This is a genomic window from Citrobacter sp. RHBSTW-00944 (assembly GCF_013615435.1).
In the GTDB taxonomy this organism is placed as follows: Bacteria; Pseudomonadota; Gammaproteobacteria; order Enterobacterales; family Enterobacteriaceae; genus Citrobacter; species Citrobacter braakii.
The window spans coordinates 3,721,665-3,742,732 of record NZ_CP055418.1; the positions used below are offsets into that span (position 1 = coordinate 3,721,665).

Consider the following 21,068-nt stretch of genomic DNA (forward strand, 5'->3'; position numbering starts at 1 on the left):
CTCCATGTCCACACAGAATATTGTTAACATTAACGAATCGAACCTCCAGCAGACCCTTGAACAGTCGATGACCACGCCGGTCCTGTTCTATTTTTGGTCTGAGCGCAGCCAGCATTGTCTGCAATTAACGCCGGTACTGGAGAGCCTTGTTGCTCAGTACAACGGTCAGTTTATTCTCGCCAAGTTAGATTGCGACGCCGAGCAGATGATCGCCTCCCAGTTTGGTCTGCGCGCGATCCCCACGGTTTATCTGTTCCAGAACGGTCAGCCGGTAGATGGATTCCAGGGCCCGCAGCCGGAAGAAATTATTCGCGCGCTGCTGGAGAAAGTGTTACCGAGCGAAGAAGAGTTGAAAGCGCGCCAGGCGATCGAGTTCATCGAAGCCGGCAATCACGCTGATGCGCTGCCGCTGCTGAAAGAAGCATGGCAGATCTCCAATCAGAGCAGCGAAATTGGCCTGCTGCTGGCGGAAACGCAAATCGCCCTGAACCGTTCTGACGAAGCCGAAGCGGTACTGAAAACTATCCCGTTGCAGGATCAGGACACCCGTTATCAGGGCCTGGTGGCACAGATCGAACTGCTGAAGCAGGCGGCTGATACGCCTGAAATCCAACAGTTGCAGCAGCAGGTCGCCAGCAATCCACAGGATGCGGCGCTGGCAACTCAACTGGCCATTCAGTTACACCAGGTCGGACGTAACGAGGAATCACTGGAATTGCTGTTCAGTCACCTGAAGAAAGATCTCACTGCAGCCGACGGTCAGGCGCGTAAAACCTTCCAGGAGATCCTTGCCGCACTGGGCACCGGCGATGCGCTGGCCTCGAAATACCGCCGCCAGCTGTACGCGCTGTTGTACTAATCCGCTGCATTTGCCTGATGGCGCTTGCGCTAATCGGGCCTACAATCTCCCCGTAGGCCCGCGCCATCCGGTACTCCATTAGTTTTTTTTCAAATGCGTCACCACCAGTTGGTGACGTGAATTATAGAACTTCCGATAGGTCAGGTAGCAGGCGATAATGGTTGACAGACTGGCGGTCGAAAGCAGCATAAACGTCACCATAATCTGATACTTAATCGCTTTTACCGGATCAATACCTGCAAAGATCAACCCGGACATCATCCCCGGTAAACTCACCAGTCCCACGGTCTTCGCTGAATCGATCGTCGGGATCAGCGAAGCGCGAATACTGTCGCGAATCAGCGGCGCGGAGGCCACTTTCGGCGTCGCACCGAGGCTGAGTTTTTCCTGAATTTGCTGCTGTTCGCTGTTAAACCGCTGCCCCAGATTGTTGTAACACAGCCCTACCGCAACCATCGCATTGCCTGCAATCATGCCGGAAATTGGGATCACCTGCATTGGGGTAAACTCGATAGAGCCTGACAGAACCAGCACCGCCAGCGTTAACCCCGCCCCCGCCGTGATGGCGATAAATGACGAGAGAAAAGCTTTATCAATATATTTACTGCGCTTTTGCGCGTTATAGGCCGCGTTGAAACAGATAAACAGCACCATCAATAAGGTCAGAATGCTGTGGTTAACGCCGAAAATATATTTCAGCACATAGCCAACGATAATAAGCTGAACCACCGCCCGGCAAACGCTCCAGAGAATATCTTTTTCCAGCGCCAGTTTTTCTTTGTTGCTGATCAGTATCGCGACCACCACCAGCATCATCGCTAACGCCAGTGATTCATTGGTAATATTATGCTCGTTCATTGCTTACTTCCTGCATTTCCCCGGCGTGCGGTTGAAGGATTATGACATTATCCGCATGATTAATTTCATCTTTGTCGTGCGTCACCCACAGCACAGCAATATTCTTATCGCGAACATAGTGGTGAATTAATTCGTTCACATTCCGTTTATTGGCTTCATCCAGCGCGCTGGTAATTTCATCAAGCAGCAGGATTTTTGGCAGAAACTGTAAATTACGAATTAATGAGACGCGTTGCTTTTCGCCGCCGGACAGCTCATTGATGTTTTTTTTAAGGATCGTTTCGGGTAGCTCAAAACGGGCCAGATCGGCAAGAAACACATCCGGATCCGGACGTTTATCGCGGATTTGCCAGGGGAAAATGAGGTTGTCGTAAACGGTGTCACCAAACAACGCGGGCGTTTGCGCACAATAAGAAACCTGCTGGCGATATGTTTCAGGCTTAAGAGTGTTTATCTCCTTGCCCTCAAAGAGAATTTCACCGGCAGTCGGGCTGATTAATGACGCCACAATCTTGAGTAACGTACTTTTACCGCAACCAGACTGGCCGGTAATCAGCTTAAATTCTCCGGCCCGGAGATTAAAACAGATGTTATTGAGAACCTGCGTCGCCCCTGCCTGCCATGCGACATTTTTTAACTGAAGCAGAATGCTGCTTTCTTCCATTACCAATCCCTTTTTTACCTCTTTCGTGCAGACAGTCTATCCCTGTAATTTATTATAGGGGAGCCCACCCTGATAAATCGGGTATAATTTGACTAATGAGGCAGTAAAGGACAACACAACAGGAGGTTTCATCAATGCTCATTTTTATTCCTATTCTCATTTTTGTCGCGCTGGTCATCGTCGGTGCTGGCGTCAAAATCGTCCCGCAGGGATATCAGTGGACGGTCGAGCGTTTTGGCCGTTACACCAAAACCCTGCAACCGGGTTTAAACCTTGTTGTACCGTTCATGGACCGCATCGGTCGTAAGATCAACATGATGGAACAGGTGCTTGATATCCCCTCTCAGGAAGTCATCTCCAAAGACAACGCCAACGTCGCGATCGATGCCGTCTGCTTTATTCAGGTGATCGACGCGCCAAAAGCGGCTTATGAGGTCAGCAACCTGGAACTGGCGATCATCAACCTGACCATGACCAATATTCGTACCGTTCTCGGCTCGATGGAACTCGATGAAATGCTCTCCCAGCGCGACAACATTAACACGCGCCTGCTGCATATCGTTGATGAGGCCACGAATCCCTGGGGCATCAAAATCACCCGTATTGAAATCCGCGATGTGCGTCCCCCAGCAGAACTTATCGACGCCATGAACGCGCAGATGAAAGCCGAACGTACCAAGCGTGCCTATATTCTTGAAGCGGAAGGGATCCGTCAGGCAGAAATCGTCAAGGCCGAAGGTGAGAAACAGTCGAAAATCCTCAAAGCGGAAGGTGAACGCCAGTCGGCATTTTTACAGGCTGAAGCGCGTGAACGTTCCGCAGAGGCCGAGGCCCGCGCGACGCAGATGGTTTCGGAGGCCATTGCCGCTGGGGATATTCAGGCCGTGAACTACTTCGTGGCGCAGAAATACACCGAAGCGCTGCAGCACATCGGTTCGTCGAATAACAGCAAAGTGGTGATGATGCCGCTGGATGCCAGCAGCCTGATGGGGTCCATTGCCGGGATCGCCGAACTGGTGAAAGACAGCGCCAGCGAACGGAAAAAATCATGATAGCGATGATTCTGGTGCACCCGCACATCTTCTGGCTCAGCCTCGGTGGTTTGCTACTCGCCGCCGAGATGCTGGGCGGTAACGGCTATCTGCTGTGGAGCGGCGTGGCGGCGGTGATTACCGGCCTGGTGGTGTGGCTCATCCCGCTTGACTGGGCGTGGCAGGGGGCGATGTTCGCCGTACTCACCCTACTGGCAGCCTGGCTGTGGTGGAAGTGGCTGGCAAGGCGTGTACAAGATCAGAAACCCGCCGACAGCCATCTTAACCAGCGCGGGCAGCAGTTGGTTGGCCGTCGATTTATTCTGGAAACCGCCCTGGTCAATGGCCGCGGACATATGCGCGTCGGCGACAGCTCATGGCCCGTCAGCGCCCGCGACGATTTGAGCGCCGGAACGCAGGTTGAAGTCATTGCCGTTGAGGGAATTACCCTGATTATTACAGCGGTATCACACTGAAAAGACAGGAAATAAGACTATGGTCAGGAAGACATCCCTTACCTTTGCCCTTTGCTCATTATTGGTCGCCGCCCCGCAGGTATTCGCCTCTTTCGATATGGAAGACTGCAAATGGAGCGACGACAGTTGCCTGCTGAAAGGCACGCCCACCTTCAATCCGGAAAACGACAGTCGTGATAACCTGCTGCGGCTGCTGAGCCAGGAGAAATCATTTGCTCTGCCGGTGCAGTCGATGCCGGCGGACATCACCCGCTCCCGCGATTTCTATTTTGCGTATCATCCGCAGTGGGATGACATTGCCCCGCAGCCAGCCGCAGCGCAGGTATCTGCCGAAGACAGCCCCCTGTCCCGACAGACAGCCGAACTGAACATTAGCGCAGACGAAATAAACGTCAACGACGCTGAGCTTGAGAACCGTCATGTTTCGAACAATACCGCGAGCGTCAGCGCGTTTTTTGCCGCACTGCTGGCCGACTCAACGTTAACGGCAAATCAGCGTCAGGCCCTGGCCCAGGCGCGTACAGGACTGTTATCCGGGGCAACCCGCGAGCAGATTGAGTCATCGCTTGCCACTCTCCCGGCAGATTCTCCAGCTCAGTCCTACAAAAGCTATCTGGCAGCGGCCGCCAGTTTTTATGCAGGTAATTATGCCAGCGCCGAACAGGATTTCGCTCAGCTAGCCAAAAGCGATCGTCCGTGGCTGGCTGAGACCGCGCAATACATGCTGATACGTGCGGCGTTGAACAAAAGCAGCCAGAACAGCGTGGGCGAGTACGGCGATTTTGATATCACAAAAATTAACCGCGAGGACGCTTCTCAGGCTCAGACGCTGGCGCAAGCCTATCTGCAACACTACCCGCAAGGCCTGTACGCCGCTTCCTCGCACGGTATGCTGCGTCGTATCAACTGGTATTTACAGGCGTGGCCGCAATTGGCGGGGTTGTATGAGCAGACGCTTCAGCAATCGGCTGACGCACAGCAACTGCGTGAGATCGTCATCGAATACGATAATGTCTACGGCATGGCGTTCTACGAACAGTCCGTGGTGGAGGCTTTCCCCGATGCGCCGCTTGTCAGCTATATCGAACTGCTGCGCGCGTTGCGCCTGAATAACAACAACAAACCAACGCTGACGCAGGCCCAGCTTGACGCCAGCAAACCGGTGTTTGAGCAGAGCCAAAAACTGCCGCTATGGCGCGATCTGCAGCTGAATCTGTGGCTGGCAACGGGCAACTACGCGGCGATTATTTCGGCAGTTACTCCGGCGCAGAAACTTCCGGCCCACGATACGCTGGCCTTCAGCGAACAGGTGCTGTACGGCGAAGCGCTGATGGGCCAGCAGAAATGGACCACCGCACGTGATTTCTGGCAGACATTGCTGAAGCTCAGCCAGGACAACGAACAGCAGCAGTATGTGCAGGCTAAGCTAGCCGCGACGCTGGTTTATAGCGGCGACGTGGCGGCAATTTTCGCCCCAGAAAGCGCAGTAACTAACCTGCGCTTTCGCTCGCAGGTGCTGAAAACCCAGGCCACGCCTGAACTGCTGCGCCAGCAAGCCGTCCACGGTCCTAATAACGAAGAGCGTACCATCGCCCTGCATACGCTGCTGGTGCGGGATCTTACTGAGCATCGCTTTGACGACTGGCTGAATGACAGAAAACTGGCCAGCGCCATTACGCCGCCGGTCATTGGCGAAGCGTTTGATGACGTTAATCTGAGTATTTTCGACTGGAACGGCGACTCTGCCGAGAGCGGTTATACCTGTCGCAGCCTCAATGAAACGGTAACGGTTCTGAGCAAACAAGCGCATGATGCCCACGCCCTGAACTGCTTAGGCGAATTTTTCCGCACTACGCAAACCCACGTTGATTTATGGAAAAACAGTTCCGGCAACGATGTGCTTGAATCAGCAATCTCGCGCAAGAAACCGTTCGGCCAGTTCGACAGGCAAAGCTACTACCAGCAGGTGATCACATCGCCAAAAGCAGAGGTTGAAGATAAGAGCTTTGCGCTGTATCGCGCCATCATGTGCTATGCGCCGTCAGGCTCTAACGAGTGCGGCGGTGAGGAAGTGGATAAACTACAGCGTAAAGGCTGGTTCACCCAACTGAAAACGCAGTATCCGGGAAGTCCGTGGGCGCAAAAACTCAAATACTACTGGTAACTGCGCTACTGCTCGGCCAGGCACAGGCGGCGGAAATCGTCGCCGCCCGTGAGCATCCGGCCTTCTGGCTATGGTCCGGAGTGAAGGCCAGTGACGAGCTGAAAAACGCACAAACGGTCTATCTGCATCAGGGCGAGGTACTGGTACGTTCAGGTAACGTGGTGTTCCAGCGTCTCGGACTGCCTGTTAATCGCCTGACTTTCCCCTCTATCTGGTTGACCGTGCGCTTTACCACTCTCGACGTACCGGAGGAGATTCCGGCGCGCATCATACGCTTGATGCAACGCTGGCAGGCGGCCGGGAATCACGTCATCGGCCTGCAGGTTGATTTTGACGCGGCGACCCATCAGCTTGCCGATTACGCCCACTTTCTGCAGCAGTTACGCCAACGGCTACCGACCGAGTTTGCACTTGGCGTAACCGGACTACTGGATTGGGCAAAAACGGGCGACGTTGCCACGCTGAACGCGCTGGCGGTCGATGAACTGGTGGTCCAGAGCTATCAGGGGCGTCACACGGTAACGAATTATCAGGCGTATCTGCCCGCCCTCAGTCGTCTGCGCATTCCATTTAAGCTGGGGCTGGTACAAAACGGTAGCCGGGATCCGCAGGCTGAAGCGCAGCTTGAGAAATCACCGTGGTACCGTGGCACGGTGGTGTTTATGCTTAATCCGCCACTCCGTTAAGCCTTCGCTTTATGGTGGCAGCAGCCGGAGAGATTATCAATAATCGGGCATTCGGCGCTGTCATCGCCAGGGCAACTCTCCGCCAGCGCCAACAAATGCAAGCGCATAGCCTGCAGCTCGCTGATATGGCGCTCAATATCCGCCACCTTTTCTAACGTACGCTTTTTCACATCTGCGCTGTGACGCGCCGGATCGTTAAACAGGTTCACCAACTCGCCGCACTCTTCCAGGTTAAAACCAACCTGTCGTGCCTGTCGCAACAGCGTAAGCTCATTCAGATGCTGTTGGTTGTATGTGCGATAGCCATTTTCGCTACGCAGCGGCGGCGTCACTAACCCCTTTTCTTCGTAAAAGCGTATCGCTTTGCTGGTTAAACCGGTTTTTTTCGCAACATCGCTAATATTCACATTTCCCCCGCTGATCTTGTTGGTACTGAGCCACATTATAGCCCACATTGCCGTAATCCTTTACCCAAGAACCCGCGCATTTTCCACCATCACAGCGATGCACAAATCCTTTTAATTCACATTGTTATATCCGATTCAGATCACATTTCAGCATTTATTGACCACGCAAAATTGACTCAAATCAAAAGATGTATCGGTTCTGCACCTTTCATCTTGAACAAAGGGAAACAATTTTATATACAAACGCGAATGATAATGATGATCATTTACATTCAATAAAGGTTCTCTTATGTTGCCACGGATTAACCAAAGGCCATTTATTCTTTCAGCCCTGACATTATGCATGTCCGGCGCTACTTTTGCAGCGACCTCTCCAACACACGGTTCAACGTCCGACGAAGATACGGTAATCGTTACGGCTAACCGCACAGAAAGTAGTCTCTGGGATAGCCCGGCAACCATTCAGGTTATCGATCGCCAGACGCTACAAAACTCCACCAGCGTTTCTCTTGCTGATGATTTACAAGATATCCCCGGCGTCGAAGTTACCGATAACGCTCTCGCAGGTCGGAAACAAATTCGTATCCGTGGCGAAGCTTCTTCGCGGGTGCTGATTTTGATAGACGGCCAGGTCGTCAGCTACCAACGTGCCGGACAAAACTACGGAGCCGGTTTACTGATTGACGAATCCGCGCTGGAACGTATTGAAGTGGTCAAAGGCCCTTATTCTGTCCTCTACGGTTCGCAGGCAATTGGCGGCGTCGTGAACTTTATTACCAAAAAAGGCGGCGATAAGCCTCTGGGTGGTAGCGTTAAGGCTGTTTATAACTCCGCAACGGCAGGATGGGAAGAGTCAGCGGCAGCCTGGGGAAGCATCGGTAACTTTGACTACCGTATCAATGGCAGCTATTCCGACCAGGGGGATCGCGATACACCTGACGGAAGATTGCCCGACACCAACTTCCGTAATAACGGCCAGGGAGTGTGGCTTGGCTACAACCTCGATCGCCACAAAATTGGACTCTCACTCGACCGTTATAAGCTATCCACTCAAACCTGGTTTGACGATCCCGAAGGTCAGTTCGACGACTTTAGCGTCAAAATTCCTAAGCTGGAACGCGAGAAAATCGGTCTTTTCTACGACTACGCGGCCGACGGGGATTACCTGAAGAACATCCATTTTGACGCATACACCCAGACAATAGAGCGCAAATTTGAAAACCGGGTCAAAACGACCCAGATTATCCCCAGCCCGATGATTAAAGCGCTGACGGTAAGCAATCAAACCAATACCAACGACAAACAATATACCCAGGGTGTAACGCTGCAGGGCAATATCTCCCTTCCGGCTAACAACACGCTGGTGATTGGCACTCAGTATCAGCATGACAAAATAAAACAGGACACGGACGGCAGTACGCGCCAGACCGCGGCTACCGGCTTCTTCGATACGCAAACCCGTACCCTGTCATATAACGAAGCGGAACAAAGCAACACCTCACTGTTCGCGCAAAACGACTGGCGCTTTGCCGATGACTGGACGTGGACCGTGGGCGCACGCCAGTACTGGCTGTCTTCGAAACTCAATCGCAACGATACGCAAACCATCCAAAGCAGCGGCACCACCTGGCAATCCACCGGGGGAAATTCCGTTCACGATGATGAACTGGTGACTTCGACCAGCCTGCGCTATTCCGGCTTTGAAGATCTTGAACTCCGGGCTGCATACGCCCAGGGCTATGTCTTCCCCACGCTTACTCAGTTGTTCATGCAGACATCCGCCGGCGGCAGTGTTACCTACGGCAACCCAAACCTGAAGGCGGAACACTCAAATAACTATGAGTTAGGCGCGCGGTATAAAGGGAATATGTGGCTGATTGACGGTGCCATTTATTACTCCGAAGCCAAAGACTATATCGCCAGTCTAGCCTGTTCAGGCCAACCCGTTTGCAACGGCAACACCACCTCTTCCCGCGGCGGCTATTACTACTACGACAACATCGATCGTGCCAAAACCTGGGGCCTGGAATTAACCGCAGAATACAACGGCTGGGCGGTTTCCCCCTACCTGAGCGGTAATCTCATTCGCCGTCAATACGAAGGCAACACCATAAAAACCTGGGATACCGGCGAACCCACGCTGACCGGGCGCGTTGGCCTGAAACATACCTGGTTGATGAATGTCGCTAACGTGACGTCCGATGTCTTTATTCGCGCGGCGTCCCGCGCCAAAGATAATACCGGCACCACGGAAATAAACTATCCAGGCTGGGCCACGCTTAACCTCGCATTCAACACCGAGTTTGGTCCGCAGGACCAGTATCAGGTCAACCTCGCGCTCAACAACCTGACCGACAAGCGTTACAGAACCGCGCATGAATCTATCCCAGACGCTGGTTTCAATGCCGCTGTTGGCTTTGCGTGGAATTTCTGACGATGAAAAAACTCATGATTGGCTTACTGAGCCTCGCCTGTGTTTTCAGCGCCCAGTCCGCTGACCGCCTGGTGGTGGCGGGTGGTTCGCTTAGCGAACTGATTTACGCCATGGGCGTCGGCAACCGGGTGGTTGGCGTCGATGAAACCACCTCATACCCACCTGAAACTGCCGCACTCCCGCATATCGGCTACTGGAAACAGTTAAGCAGCGAGGGCATTTTATCGCTGCACCCGGACAGCTTTATCACCTGGCAGGATGCAGGCCCTCAAATCGTTTTGGATCAGCTCCGGGCGCAGAAAGTTAACGTCGTTACATTGCCGCGCGTACCGGCCACCGTCGAGCAGATGTACGCCAACATTCGGGAGCTGGCTCAAACGCTGCGCATTCCTGAACAAGGTGAAGCGCTGGTCAATCGCCTGCATCAACGTCTGGATCGTGTTCAGCACAGCGTGGCGGCGAAAAATGCGCCGGTCAAAGCCATGTTCATTCTCTCCGCTGGCGGCAGCGCGCCGCAGGTCGCCGGCAAGGGCAGCGTTGCCGATGCCATTATGACCCTTGCGGGCGCACAAAATGTCGCCACCCACGTGCAGTATAAAAGTTACAGCGCGGAGTCGCTGATCGCCGCCAACCCGGAGGTGATCGTGGTGACGTCGCAAATGGTGGATGGCGATCTGGCTCGTCTGAGCGCGATTGCCGGTATTACCCACACTGCGGCCTGGAAAAATCAGCGCATTGTGGCGGTAGACCAGGCGCTGATTCTGGGTATGGGGCCTCGCGTCGCCGATGCGGTTGAAGCCCTGCACCAGCAATTCTGGCCTCACTAACTGGATTTATAAAAAAGAATGAAAACTGAACACTCGCTGGATCTCACCGCGCATTTTGCGCTTGAGGGAAGTCAGCCCTTTAAGGATCGCCGCGCCACAATGCCATGGCGCGGGGCGATCCCGATTGCCAAAGAGCTATTGTCACAAACCTGGCAGGATGTTATCAGCCAGCCTACCCCGCCGCGTAAACGGCTGGTGTACTTGCATATCCCTTTTTGTGCAACGCATTGTACTTTCTGCGGTTTTTATCAAAACCGTTTCGAAGAAGATCACTGCGCCCGCTACACCAACGCGCTGTTGCGCGAAATCGAGATGGAAGCCGATAGCGCGTTACATCAGTCAGCCCCAATTCACGCCGTCTATTTTGGCGGCGGTACGCCTTCAGCGCTGTCAGCACGGGATCTGGGCAGAATCATCACCGCGCTGCGTGAAAAGTTACCGCTGGCGCCGGACTGCGAAATTACCATTGAGGGACGAGTGCTCAATTTTGACGATGCGCGAATTGATGCCTGCCTTGACGCTGGCGCCAATCGGTTTTCGATCGGTATTCAATCTTTTAACAGCCGGATCCGCAAGAAAATGGCGCGCACCTCAGACGGCCCGACCGCAATTGCCTTTATGCAGGGGCTGGTAAAACGGGATCGTGCCGCCGTGGTATGCGATCTGTTGTTTGGTCTGCCAGGACAAGATGCAAAACTGTGGGGCGACGATCTGGCGATTGCCCGTGACATCGGCCTCGACGGCGTAGATCTTTATGCGCTGAACCTGATCCCCAATACACCGCTTGGCAAAGCAGTTGAAACCGGGCGCACAACCGTTCCCTCTCCCGTCGAACGTCGCGATCTCTATCTTCAGGGTTGCGATTTCATGGACAGCGCGGGCTGGCGCTGCATCAGCAACAGCCACTGGGCGCGTACCACGCGTGAACGCAATCTGTACAACCTGCTGATTAAACAGGGAGCGGACTGTCTGGCATTCGGCTCAGGCGCCGGGGGATCAGTCAATGGCTATTCCTGGATGGTCGAGCGCAATCTGACGACATGGCATGAATCTATCGCCGCCGGGAAAAAACCGCTAATGATGATGATGCGTACCGCCGAGCGTGGTTTCCAGTGGCGACACACTCTCCAGGCGGGCATTGAAACGGCCCGCGTTCCGCTGGATGAACTGACGCCTCATGCACAAAAACTGACCCCGCTACTGACCCAATGGCATCACGCAGGACTGACGCGAGATGCCAGCACCTGTGTGCGCCTGACCAATGAAGGGCGTTTTTGGGCAAGCAATATTTTGCAGTCTCTTGATGAACTTATTCAGGCACTTAACGCGCCGCGCATTGCGGTAGAACAACCATACCAGGAGTGAATTATGAGCCATGTCTCTTTACAGGATTTTTTGAAAACTGAACCGGACGGTACGCTGGAAGCTATCGCTGCCCAGTACAACACCACGCTGCTGGAGGTGGTGAAAAACCTCCCCTCCCCGACGCTGGTTTCCGGCGATCAATTTGATACCGTCTGGGAAACCGTCAGCGAATGGGGCAAAGTCACCACCCTGGTCCATACTGCTGATGTCATTCTGGAATTCACCGGTGAATTACCCTCCGGATTCCACCGTCATGGCTACTTCAACCTGCGCGGCAAAAAAGGCATGACCGGTCATATCAAGGCAGAAAACTGTACGCATATTGCCCTGATTGAACGCAAATTTATGGGAATGGACACCGCGTCCATTCTCTTCTTTAACCAGGCGGGTAGCGCGATGTTCAAAATTTTCCTCGGGCGGGATGAGCATCGACAGTTACTGGCCGAACAGGTCAGCGCCTTTCACGCGTTGTCTTCATCTTTAAAGGAACATGCCTGATGGCTCCATGGCTCATTTTTGGTGCGGGTGGTAGCGGCGTCGGTGCGAAAACGCTTGAACTCGCACTGGCGGAACAACGTCCGGTGATTGCCGTCGTTCGCAACGCACAGGTCGCTGCAGGGTTGCAGGAAAAAGGTGTGCAGGTCTTCATCGGCGACGCCTGCGATAGTCAGGTCACCGCCTGTGCCTGTCGCGCAGCGGGTCAACATGCCACGGTGATCTCCTCCATGGGCGGCGCCCAGGATTATCTGGCGCACAGAACCGTCATTGATGAAGCAGAAAAAGCGGAGATCAAGCGCATGATTCTGGTGACCTCACTCGGCTGCGGTGACAGTTGGCCTTTTCTTTCTTCACGCGCAAAGGCCGCATTTGGTCAGGCTGTACGGGAAAAATCGCTGGCTGAAAGCTGGCTACAAACCAGTCGACTGGACTACGCCATTCTCCGCCCCGGCGGTTTGCTGAACGGTGCAGCCACCGGCCAGGCGCAACGAATACAGGCTCAGGAGTGTCACGGCTTTGTAATGCGTGCAGATGTTGCGAAGCATATTCACGAACTGGCCACTGCGCCGGCACTCAATAACCAGATTTACAGTTTGGTTGAGCCGGGACTGAAACCCGCGTAAACCCCTCACGGCGCGGGAACTCCGCGCCGCAAAGACGTTATGGAGCGTTACGTGCTTAAGGACTCGCTTTCTTCCGTCAGCATCCTGACGGGTCTTTCTCTTTTGCTGGTTGCTCTGATGCTCTTCGGTGCCAGCCAGGGGGCGCTAAACATTAGCTTCAGCGCTCTGTTCAACGACGAATATCGTGATATCTGGTTAAACATCCGCCTGCCTCGCGTACTGCTGGCCGTTTTGGTCGGTGCTGCGCTGGCGACGGCAGGGGTCATCATGCAGGGACTTTTTCGCAATCCGATGGCCGATCCTGGCCTGCTTGGCGTCAGCAGCGGCTCCGCGCTGATGGTCGGCATCGCGATAGTTATCCCATTTTCGTTCCCCGTAGTGCTGGTGCTGTATGAGCAGATGATTTTTGCCGTCGCAGGCAGCATGGTGGTCTGCACGATTATTTTCCTGATAAGCCAGCGTCATAACCACGGTGGAATGATGCAACTGCTGTTAGCCGGTATCGCTATCAATGCCCTGTGCGGTTCGGCTATTGGCGTACTGAGCTATGTGGGCGACGAGCAGCAGCTACGTCAACTTACATTGTGGATGATGGGAAATTTCGGCCAAGCCCAGTGGCCAACGCTGTTGGTTGCCAGCACGTTTGTTCTTCCAGCCATTGTTGTAACCATCTGCATGGCGGGAACACTTAATTTACTGCAGTTGGGTGATGAAGAGGCGCATTACCTCGGCGTAAACGTCAAACGTAAGCGTCAGCAGTTACTGTTGCTCAGTTCGCTCCTGGTTGGCGCTGCGGTTTCCGTCAGCGGCGTAATTGGTTTTATTGGCCTGGTGATCCCACATCTGATCAGAATGACGACCGGCGCCGATCATCGCTGGTTGATTCCCTGCTCTACGCTGGCCGGTGCCTGTTTACTCCTGATTGCCGACACGTTGGCCCGCACACTTGTTCAGCCAGCCGAAATGCCCGTTGGCCTGTTAACCAGCCTGATCGGTGGACCGTATTTCCTGTGGTTAATACTGCGTAGCCGGAGGGTGTCATGATCGTCGCTGAAAATCTGGTCTACCACATTCAGGGAAGACGACTGACCGACGACGTTTCCCTGACGCTACCTGATGGAGAGATCATCGCGATTCTTGGCCCGAACGGAGCCGGGAAATCGACGCTGCTACGCCAGCTTACGGGATATCTGCAGCCCCACAGTGGGCGTTGTAGCATGTTTGGCAAGCCGCTGGACAAGTGGTCAATCACCGAGCTGGCAAAAAACCGTGCCGTGATGCGCCAGAATAGTCATATGGCCTTCCCGTTTAGCGTTCAGGAGGTCATTCGCATGGGCAGACATCCGTATCGTACGCGCAACACGGGCGATGAAACGGAGCACATCATGGCATTGTGTGATTGCCAGACGCTGGCCGCACGCGATTACAGGCATCTCTCGGGAGGAGAACAACAGCGGGTACAGCTCGCGCGCCTGCTGGTTCAGCTTTGGGAGCCCGAGCCTGAGCCGAAATGGTTGTTTCTTGATGAACCCACCTCCGCGCTGGATATTCACCACCAGCAGCACCTTTTTCGTCTGCTACGTCGTCTGGTGCGTGAACGGCAGTTTAACGTCTGCTGCGTCCTGCACGATCTCAACCTCGCGGCGCGCTATGCCGACCGTGTGGTATTGATGGAACGCGGCAGAATAGTTGATAACGGATATCCGCAGGATGTCCTGAAGCAACGGTCGCTGAACGCGCTGTACGGTGCCGATCTCACGGTCATAAATGAACCGGAGCATCGAACGCCAATTATCGTCCTCAATCAATAACAGACCGGGAACCCCTGACGTGGCGTTCCCGTTTTTTCTCCCTTTACACCCTTTTTTCACCTTTTCTAAAAACGCCCTTGACCTTCCCCTTGATGGAAGGTTTAACCTTTATCACAGTCAGTTAATCCTGCAAAAAAGGAGTTGGTTATGTCTCAAACAATCGATCTAACCCTGGACGGCCTGTCCTGTGGTCACTGCGTAAAACGCGTTAAAGAAAGCCTGGAACAACGTCCGGACGTTGAGCAAGCGGATGTCACCGTGACAGAAGCGCATGTTACCGGGAGCGCCAGCGCAGAAGCGCTGATTGAAACTATCAAACAAGCCGGTTACGGCGCGGAGTTAAGCCACCCAAAGGCTAAACCGCTGACGGAGTCATCAATCCCGTCGGAAGCACTGGCAGCGGTCCCTTCCGAGCTTCCGGCAGCTACGGCTGATGATGACAGCCAACAGTTGCTGTTAAACGGCATGAGCTGCGCCAGTTGTGTGACCCGCGTACAAAATGCATTGCAAAGTGTACCGGGCGTCACGCAGGCACGGGTAAACCTGGCGGAACGCACTGCGCTGGTAATGGGCAGTGCCTCCGCCGCAGATTTAGTACAGGCGGTTGAAAAAGCGGGCTACGGCGCAGAAGCGATTGAAGATGATGCTAAGCGTCGCGAGCGTCAGCAAGAAACCGCCGTGGCAACCATGAAACGTTTTCGCTGGCAGGCAGCCGTCGCGCTGCTCCTGGGTATCCCGGTCATGGTATGGGGCATGATTGGCGACAACATGATGGTGAGCGACGACAACCGCAGCCTGTGGCTGATGATTGGTCTGGCAACGCTTGCCGTGATGGTTTTCGCGGGCGGTCACTTTTACCGCAATGCGTGGAAAAGCCTGATGAACGGCACCGCGACCATGGATACGCTGGTGGCGCTGGGTACGGGGGTGGCATGGCTCTATTCCATGAGCGTCAACCTCTGGCCGCAATGGTTCCCGATGGAAGCGCGACACCTCTATTATGAAGCCAGTGCCATGATTATCGGTCTGATTAACCTCGGACACATGCTGGAAGCGCGGGCTCGCCAACGCTCGTCTAAAGCACTGGAAAAACTGCTCGATCTGACACCGCCGACCGCACGGGTCGTCACTGACGAAGGTGAAAAGAACGTGCCGCTGGCAGAGGTGCAGGCTGGAATGTTGCTGCGTCTGACCACTGGCGACCGCGTTCCGGTTGATGGCGAAATCACTCAGGGTGAAGCCTGGCTGGATGAGGCCATGCTGACCGGGGAGCCGATTCCACAGCAAAAAGGCGCAGGCGATAGCGTCCACGCCGGTACGGTCGTACAGGACGGTAGCGTGCTGTTCCGCGCCAGCGCTGTTGGCAGTCACACCACGCTGTCGCGCATTATTCGTATGGTGCGCCAGGCGCAAAGCAGCAAACCGGAAATTGGCAAACTGGCCGACCGCATCTCCTCGGTGTTCGTTCCGGTCGTGGTCGCCATTGCGCTAGTCAGTGCGGCTATCTGGTATTTCTTTGGACCGGCGCCGCAGATTGTCTATACGCTGGTAATCGCCACCACCGTCCTGATTATTGCCTGCCCTTGTGCGCTGGGTCTGGCAACGCCGATGTCGATTATTTCCGGCGTCGGGCGCGCCGCTGAATTTGGGGTGCTGGTACGTGATGCCGATGCGCTGCAGCGCGCCAGCACGCTCGATACCATCGTGTTTGATAAAACCGGGACGCTAACTGAAGGCAAACCACAGGTTGTCGCCATCAAAACGTTTGGCAATACCGACGAAGCGCTGGCAATTCGTCTGGCAGCGGCCCTTGAACAGGGTTCCAGCCACCCGTTAGCCAGGGCGATTCTGGACAAAGCAGGTGATGTCACGCTGCCGCAGGTCAACGGTTTCCGTACGCTGCGCGGTTTAGGCGTCAGTGGCGAAACGGAAGGTCATTCGCTGCTGCTGGGAAACCAGGCGCTGCTCAATGAACAGCAGGTAGATACCACTGAAATGGAGGCTGAAATCACCGCTCAGGCTTCCCAAGGCTCAACTCCGGTACTGTTAGCGATTGACGGTAAAGCGGCAGCGCTGTTAGCGGTACGTGATCCTCTGCGTAGCGACAGCGTGGCAGCGCTCCAGCGTCTGCACCGCGCCGGGTATCGTCTGGTGATGCTCACCGGCGACAACCCAACGACCGCCAACGCCATTGCCAAAGAGGCGGGTATTGATGAGGTGATTGCTGGCGTTCTGCCGGACGGTAAAGCCGAGGCGATTAAACGTCTGCAGAGCCAGGGGCGTCAGGTTGCCATGGTCGGTGACGGTATCAACGATGCGCCTGCGCTGGCTCAGGCTGATGTAGGGATTGCCATGGGTGGCGGCAGCGATGTGGCGATTGAAACCGCCGCGATTACGCTGATGCGCCATAGCCTGATGGGCGTTGCAGATGCGCTGTCTATCTCCCGGGCAACGCTGCGCAATATGAAGCAGAACCTGCTCGGCGCGTTTATCTATAACAGCATCGGTATCCCCGTTGCCGCCGGGATTTTGTGGCCGTTCACCGGAACACTGCTCAACCCGGTAGTTGCCGGGGCGGCGATGGCGCTCTCCTCCATTACCGTGGTGAGCAACGCTAACCGACTGCTGCGCTTCAAACCTAAAGAGTAAGCCTTTACCGGATGCCGCTCTGAACGGAGCCCCAAATCATTCGCGTTGCATTAAGGCGGCAAGTATAAAAACCCCAGGAGCATAGCCAACTATGTGACTGGGGTTTTTTGCTCGCTGCCAATAAAGAGGCTGAGGGAATGATGAAGTGTATTTGCACCTTCCAGGACCACGCGCTAGCATGGAAGTCTACTTAGGGAGGCCGTATGGATCTGTTGTACCGGGTAAAATCATTTTTCACCGCGCTACGCGGCAACCACTATACCTGGCCTGCCATCGACATCTCCTTGCCCGGTAACCGCCATTTTCACCTGATTGGCAGTATTCACATGGGCAGCCGCGATATGGCGCCTCTGCCTGCCAAATTACTCAAAAAGCTCCAGCGTGCCGATGCGCTCATTGTCGAAGCCGATGTTTCCGGCGACGACGCGCCGTTTGCCAACCTTCCGACCTTTGCCGCACTGGAAGAGCGCATCAGCCCAGAGCTGTTAGATAATCTGCACAAAGTCACCGACGAGCTGGGTATTTCCCCTTCCCTGCTGTCTACCCAGCCGCTGTGGCAAATCGCCATGGTCTTGCAGGCAACGCAGGCGCAGCAGTTGGGGTTGCGGGCAGAATACGGCATTGATTACCAACTACTGAATGCGGCAAAAAAGGTGCATAAACCCATAATCGAGCTGGAAGGCGCATCCAGCCAAATCGAGCTGTTGTGTCAGTTACCCGATAACGGACTGGCTCTGCTGGACGATACCCTGACGCACTGGCATACCAATGCCAGACTGCTACAACAGATGATGGGCTGGTGGCTTAAAACGCCGCCACGCAATAGCGAACTCACTCTACCCAATACTTTTAGCCAGTCGCTGTATGACGTTTTGATGCATCAGCGTAATGCGGCCTGGCGCGATCGACTCAGGGCGATGCCTGCCGGGCACTATGTCGTGGCCGTTGGTGCGCTGCATTTGTATGGAGAAGGAAATTTGCCGGAGATGTTACGGTAAAAAAATGGCCAATATTGCTATTGGCCCGTCAAAGAGGAATTTCATCATTATTATGATCCCGACGCTTAAAGCATCGGTGTAGTTCGATTGTCGCTCAAAGTCATCATCCTGCCAACACTATTGCGCAAGATGGTACTATTTTTTAGACAGACATCAGGCGTATGCTTGTGTCGTATTTTGTCTGGGCCAGGAAAATTGCTATGACACCCGCCGTTAAATTACTCGAAAAAAACAAAATTTCTTTCCAGATCCACACCTACGATCACGATCCGTCCGAGACGAACTTTGGTGACGAAGTGGTACGCAAGTTAGGTCTGAATGCGGACCAGGTCTACAAAACGCTACTGGTTGCCGTGAATGGCGATATGAAGCACCTGGCGGTTGCCGTTACGCCGGTAGCCGGTCAACTGGATCTCAAAAAAGTCGCCAGGGCGTTGGGAGCCAAAAAGGTCGATATGGCCGATCCGATGATCGCGCAGCGAACCACCGGGTATCTGGTAGGCGGCATCAGTCCGCTGGGGCAGAAAAAAAGATTGCCGACGCTCATCGACGCTCCCGCCCAGACGTTTGACACCATTTATGTGTCCGGCGGCAAACGCGGGCTGGATATTGAACTGGCAGCAGGCGATTTGGCGAAAATTCTGGATGCGAAATTCGCCGATATCGCACGCCGTGATTAATTGTCTTTTGCCCGGTGATACGGCGATTGCGCCTACTGCGATTACAGGGTGTGATTGGTGAAGACAGTTTGGGTTCGGCCAGCGCGCAGGAACCGGAGCATAGAGGTAATAAGTAGGATTATTGGGCCGCCATGAAGGGCGGCCCGGAGGAGCGGATAAAATGATGCCCCAAATTGCCCTGTTACTGCCAGCTTACCTCGCCCTTCGGCTCATACGCACCAGCATCGAGAGGTGAGTTCTTCTGTACGTACTCTTTCAGCACTTCCGCATCAATAAACCCGGTATTCACATAGCCAGGCTTGTTATCAATTCGCGGATAGCCATCGCCGCCGGTGGCATTGAAGCTCAGCGTTGCCATGCGATAGGTTTTGGCTGGATCAACGGGTTCGCCTTTAATTTTCAAATCGTTAAGCTTGCCGTCTTTCGCCACGAAGCTGACGTTGGCAAACTGCGGATAAGCCCCGGAATCCGGCTTCATTTGTGCCACGGCGGTCAGATAGTCAATCACCTCTTTCCCGCTCATGTCGGCGTACACCACGATGTTACCGAACGGCTGCACTTTCAGCACGCTCTTATAGGTGATATCACCGCCTTCGATGGAGTCACGGATACCGCCGCCGCTCATCACGCCAAAATCAGCGCTGGTTCGCGCCATTTGCGCAGCCAGCAGTAAATGCCCCATGTTGGTCTGTACGAAACGGACTTTGCTACGGTCGCCTTCGAGGCGCGCATTGACGCTACCAATTTTCACGTCGAGCTGCGCTTTGCCTTTATTCTGGAATGGCGTCAGCAGAGAAAGCATTTGCTGATTTTCTGCAATTTCCGGGGTGTAGAGTACGCGCTCACTTTTACCGTTGTCCCAGGTCACTTTTTTCTTCAGGTTGACGGGGATGAGCTGGTAGTTAACCATTTTCATTTCGCCATTGCGGAACTCAAAGTCCGCCCGCCCCACGTATTTCCCCCACTCATGCGCCTGCACAATCCAGATCCCGTTTTGCTTGTCTGGCGCACACGGCGTACCCGGTACGTAATCAACCTGCTTCTTGTTTTCCGCGGCCATACATACCGGATCCTGCGAGTGACCACCCACAATCATTGCCAGCGATCCCGCCGGCAGGCTGCGCGCCATTTCTACGTCGCCAGGCGCGTTCGAGCCGTGATTGCCATTGTCATAATGTCCCATATGGGTGGTCGCAATAATGATGTCCGGCTTTTCCCCCATATTCAGTTCCTGGATAACCAGTTTGGCTTCATCAGCAGGTTTACGGAACTCAATATCGGTAAAGAACTCTGGGTTGCCAATTTTCGCCGTATCGTCAGTGGTTAAACCGAGTACGGCAATTTTTAAATCCTGGCGCTTAAAGATGGCCCACGGCTTAAACAAACGCTCACCGGTGCTTTTCTGATAGATATTGGCCGAGAGAAACGGGAATTTGGACCATTTTTCCTGCTGGCGCAATACGCTAAGCGGATTATCAAACTCGTGGTTTCCGACCGCCATCGCATCATAGCCAATCAGGTTCATTCCGCGAAAATCAGGTTCCGCATCCTGCAGATCGGACTCCGGTACGCCGGTATTAATGTCGCCACCGGAAAGCAGCAGTACACTGCCTCCTTCCTCAGCCACCTCTTTACGAATACCGTCCACCAGCGTTTTTTGTGCCGCCAGCCCGTATTCACCGTATTCGCTACGCCAGAAGTGACCGTGATGATCGTTGGTATGCAGAATGGTAATTTTGTAGGTTTTATCTTTTTCGTACGCCTGTGCAGGTTGACCTGCCAGCGCAAATGCGGCTAATAACGCCAGCGCCACGCCCCGTTTTAAAAACTTCATATTTCACTCCCTGACTCAATATCAACCGCCATACCCGTTATCCTTCAAATTACATGTGCGTTGGCTGCGCTCACTTCCCCCTGTCGCTTATGCAGTAAGCTCCTGGGACTCTCGCGTTTGCCGCCTACCTGTAAGTCGAATTAGTTCGGGCATAAAATTACAGCTACTGAAAATAATAGCCGAAAATGTTTTCAGAAATGAGAC

At 54.2% G+C, this 21,068-nt stretch carries 19 protein-coding genes; 15 read left to right on the plus strand and 4 right to left on the minus strand.

Annotation, left to right across the window (positions count from 1 at the left end; translation table 11 throughout):
- Positions 1 to 4: 4 nt before the first annotated feature.
- Positions 5 to 859, plus strand: a complete 855-nt coding sequence (locus HV334_RS17930; RefSeq protein WP_181220730.1) for a co-chaperone YbbN — start codon at positions 5 to 7, stop codon at positions 857 to 859.
- A 78-nt stretch (positions 860 to 937) separates the two neighbouring features.
- On the opposite strand, the gene fetB is transcribed toward HV334_RS17930, so the two are convergent.
- Both fetB and fetA read right to left on the minus strand, forming a co-directional pair.
- On the minus strand, positions 938 to 1,717 hold the full coding sequence (gene fetB, locus HV334_RS17935; RefSeq protein WP_016155894.1) for an iron export ABC transporter permease subunit FetB: 780 nt from the start codon (positions 1,715 to 1,717) through the stop codon (positions 938 to 940).
- Entirely contained in the window at positions 1,704 to 2,381 is a 678-nt protein-coding gene (gene fetA, locus HV334_RS17940; protein ID WP_181220731.1) for an iron ABC transporter ATP-binding protein FetA, read from the minus strand. Before fetA ends, fetB begins: the two co-directional genes overlap by 14 nt.
- A 134-nt stretch (positions 2,382 to 2,515) precedes the next feature.
- On the opposite strand from fetA, the gene HV334_RS17945 reads away from it, so the two are divergent.
- The 4 genes from HV334_RS17945 to HV334_RS17960 are packed head-to-tail and all read left to right on the plus strand — an operon-like array spanning position 2,516 to position 6,738.
- Positions 2,516 to 3,433: an SPFH domain-containing protein gene (locus HV334_RS17945; protein WP_016152106.1), complete on the plus strand. Its 918-nt coding sequence runs from the start codon at positions 2,516 to 2,518 to the stop codon at positions 3,431 to 3,433.
- Positions 3,430 to 3,888 (plus strand): NfeD family protein, encoded by a 459-nt coding sequence (locus HV334_RS17950; RefSeq protein ID WP_016152105.1) that lies wholly within the window; start codon positions 3,430 to 3,432, stop codon positions 3,886 to 3,888. Before HV334_RS17945 ends, HV334_RS17950 begins: the two co-directional genes overlap by 4 nt.
- Positions 3,889 to 3,907: 19 nt before the next feature.
- The gene (locus HV334_RS17955) at positions 3,908 to 6,052 is read left to right on the plus strand and encodes a hypothetical protein (RefSeq protein ID WP_181220732.1); all 2,145 of its coding nucleotides are present in this window, start codon (positions 3,908 to 3,910) and stop codon (positions 6,050 to 6,052) included.
- On the plus strand, positions 6,022 to 6,738 hold the full coding sequence (locus tag HV334_RS17960; RefSeq protein WP_103928981.1) for a DUF3142 domain-containing protein: 717 nt from the start codon (positions 6,022 to 6,024) through the stop codon (positions 6,736 to 6,738). Before HV334_RS17955 ends, HV334_RS17960 begins: the two co-directional genes overlap by 31 nt.
- On the opposite strand, the gene cueR is transcribed toward HV334_RS17960, so the two are convergent.
- Positions 6,735 to 7,145 carry a Cu(I)-responsive transcriptional regulator gene (gene cueR / locus HV334_RS17965; protein WP_029139441.1) on the minus strand — a complete coding sequence of 137 codons (411 nt, stop codon included), beginning with the start codon at positions 7,143 to 7,145 and terminating at the stop codon, positions 6,735 to 6,737. The genes HV334_RS17960 and cueR overlap by 4 nt on opposite strands.
- A 289-nt stretch (positions 7,146 to 7,434) precedes the next feature.
- Between cueR and HV334_RS17970 the strand changes: the two genes are divergently transcribed.
- The 10 genes from HV334_RS17970 to ybaK all read left to right on the plus strand — a co-directional run bounded on the left by HV334_RS17970 (position 7,435) and on the right by ybaK (position 19,030).
- The gene (locus HV334_RS17970) at positions 7,435 to 9,579 is read left to right on the plus strand and encodes a TonB-dependent receptor (protein WP_181220733.1); all 2,145 of its coding nucleotides are present in this window, start codon (positions 7,435 to 7,437) and stop codon (positions 9,577 to 9,579) included.
- A 2-nt stretch (positions 9,580 to 9,581) separates the two neighbouring features.
- A complete protein-coding gene (locus tag HV334_RS17975) occupies positions 9,582 to 10,406 on the plus strand; it encodes an ABC transporter substrate-binding protein (RefSeq protein WP_016155888.1) in 825 nt (274 codons plus the stop codon).
- A gap of 18 nt (positions 10,407 to 10,424) precedes the next feature.
- Entirely contained in the window at positions 10,425 to 11,771 is a 1,347-nt protein-coding gene (hutW, locus tag HV334_RS17980) for a heme anaerobic degradation radical SAM methyltransferase ChuW/HutW (protein ID WP_181220734.1), read from the plus strand.
- Between the two features lie 3 nt (positions 11,772 to 11,774).
- Positions 11,775 to 12,269 (plus strand): heme utilization cystosolic carrier protein HutX, encoded by a 495-nt coding sequence (gene hutX, locus HV334_RS17985; protein WP_016155886.1) that lies wholly within the window; start codon positions 11,775 to 11,777, stop codon positions 12,267 to 12,269.
- On the plus strand, positions 12,269 to 12,892 hold the full coding sequence (gene chuY, locus HV334_RS17990) for an anaerobilin reductase (RefSeq protein WP_016152097.1): 624 nt from the start codon (positions 12,269 to 12,271) through the stop codon (positions 12,890 to 12,892). The genes hutX and chuY overlap by 1 nt, the downstream gene beginning before the upstream one ends.
- 51 nt (positions 12,893 to 12,943) lie before the next feature.
- Positions 12,944 to 13,936 carry an iron ABC transporter permease gene (locus HV334_RS17995; RefSeq protein ID WP_219916538.1) on the plus strand — a complete coding sequence of 331 codons (993 nt, stop codon included), beginning with the start codon at positions 12,944 to 12,946 and terminating at the stop codon, positions 13,934 to 13,936.
- Positions 13,933 to 14,703: a heme ABC transporter ATP-binding protein gene (locus HV334_RS18000; RefSeq protein WP_181220736.1), complete on the plus strand. Its 771-nt coding sequence runs from the start codon at positions 13,933 to 13,935 to the stop codon at positions 14,701 to 14,703. The genes HV334_RS17995 and HV334_RS18000 overlap by 4 nt, the downstream gene beginning before the upstream one ends.
- A gap of 147 nt (positions 14,704 to 14,850) precedes the next feature.
- Positions 14,851 to 17,352, plus strand: a complete 2,502-nt coding sequence (copA, locus tag HV334_RS18005) for a copper-exporting P-type ATPase CopA (RefSeq protein ID WP_016155883.1) — start codon at positions 14,851 to 14,853, stop codon at positions 17,350 to 17,352.
- Positions 17,353 to 17,555: 203 nt separating this feature from the next.
- On the plus strand, positions 17,556 to 18,350 hold the full coding sequence (locus HV334_RS18010) for a TraB/GumN family protein (RefSeq protein ID WP_049282508.1): 795 nt from the start codon (positions 17,556 to 17,558) through the stop codon (positions 18,348 to 18,350).
- A 200-nt stretch (positions 18,351 to 18,550) separates the two neighbouring features.
- Complete coding sequence (ybaK, locus tag HV334_RS18015) at positions 18,551 to 19,030, plus strand: Cys-tRNA(Pro)/Cys-tRNA(Cys) deacylase YbaK (RefSeq protein ID WP_016152092.1); 480 nt, start codon at positions 18,551 to 18,553, stop codon at positions 19,028 to 19,030.
- Positions 19,031 to 19,211: 181 nt separating this feature from the next.
- Here the strand turns inward: ybaK and ushA are convergent, their stop codons facing one another.
- Entirely contained in the window at positions 19,212 to 20,864 is a 1,653-nt protein-coding gene (gene ushA / locus HV334_RS18020) for a bifunctional UDP-sugar hydrolase/5'-nucleotidase UshA (RefSeq protein ID WP_016155880.1), read from the minus strand.
- Between the last annotated feature and the right edge of the window lie 204 nt (positions 20,865 to 21,068).

Bases quoted from the DNA above. Each gene is read 5' to 3' on its own strand.
- hutW (WP_181220734.1), top strand. From the start codon at position 10,425: ATGAAAACTGAACACTCGCTGGATCTCACCGCGCATTTTGCGCTTGAG.
- fetA (WP_181220731.1), bottom strand. From the start codon at position 2,381: ATGGAAGAAAGCAGCATTCTGCTTCAGTTAAAAAATGTCGCATGGCAG.
- HV334_RS17930 (WP_181220730.1), top strand. From the start codon at position 5: ATGTCCACACAGAATATTGTTAACATTAACGAATCGAACCTCCAGCAG.
- HV334_RS17970 (WP_181220733.1), top strand. From the start codon at position 7,435: ATGTTGCCACGGATTAACCAAAGGCCATTTATTCTTTCAGCCCTGACA.
- HV334_RS17945 (WP_016152106.1), top strand. From the start codon at position 2,516: ATGCTCATTTTTATTCCTATTCTCATTTTTGTCGCGCTGGTCATCGTC.
- fetB (WP_016155894.1), bottom strand. From the start codon at position 1,717: ATGAACGAGCATAATATTACCAATGAATCACTGGCGTTAGCGATGATG.
- HV334_RS17975 (WP_016155888.1), top strand. From the start codon at position 9,582: ATGAAAAAACTCATGATTGGCTTACTGAGCCTCGCCTGTGTTTTCAGC.
- copA (WP_016155883.1), top strand. From the start codon at position 14,851: ATGTCTCAAACAATCGATCTAACCCTGGACGGCCTGTCCTGTGGTCAC.
- HV334_RS17950 (WP_016152105.1), top strand. From the start codon at position 3,430: ATGATAGCGATGATTCTGGTGCACCCGCACATCTTCTGGCTCAGCCTC.
- HV334_RS18000 (WP_181220736.1), top strand. From the start codon at position 13,933: ATGATCGTCGCTGAAAATCTGGTCTACCACATTCAGGGAAGACGACTG.
- ybaK (WP_016152092.1), top strand. From the start codon at position 18,551: ATGACACCCGCCGTTAAATTACTCGAAAAAAACAAAATTTCTTTCCAG.
- ushA (WP_016155880.1), bottom strand. From the start codon at position 20,864: ATGAAGTTTTTAAAACGGGGCGTGGCGCTGGCGTTATTAGCCGCATTT.
- HV334_RS18010 (WP_049282508.1), top strand. From the start codon at position 17,556: ATGGATCTGTTGTACCGGGTAAAATCATTTTTCACCGCGCTACGCGGC.
- hutX (WP_016155886.1), top strand. From the start codon at position 11,775: ATGAGCCATGTCTCTTTACAGGATTTTTTGAAAACTGAACCGGACGGT.
- chuY (WP_016152097.1), top strand. From the start codon at position 12,269: ATGGCTCCATGGCTCATTTTTGGTGCGGGTGGTAGCGGCGTCGGTGCG.
- HV334_RS17955 (WP_181220732.1), top strand. From the start codon at position 3,908: ATGGTCAGGAAGACATCCCTTACCTTTGCCCTTTGCTCATTATTGGTC.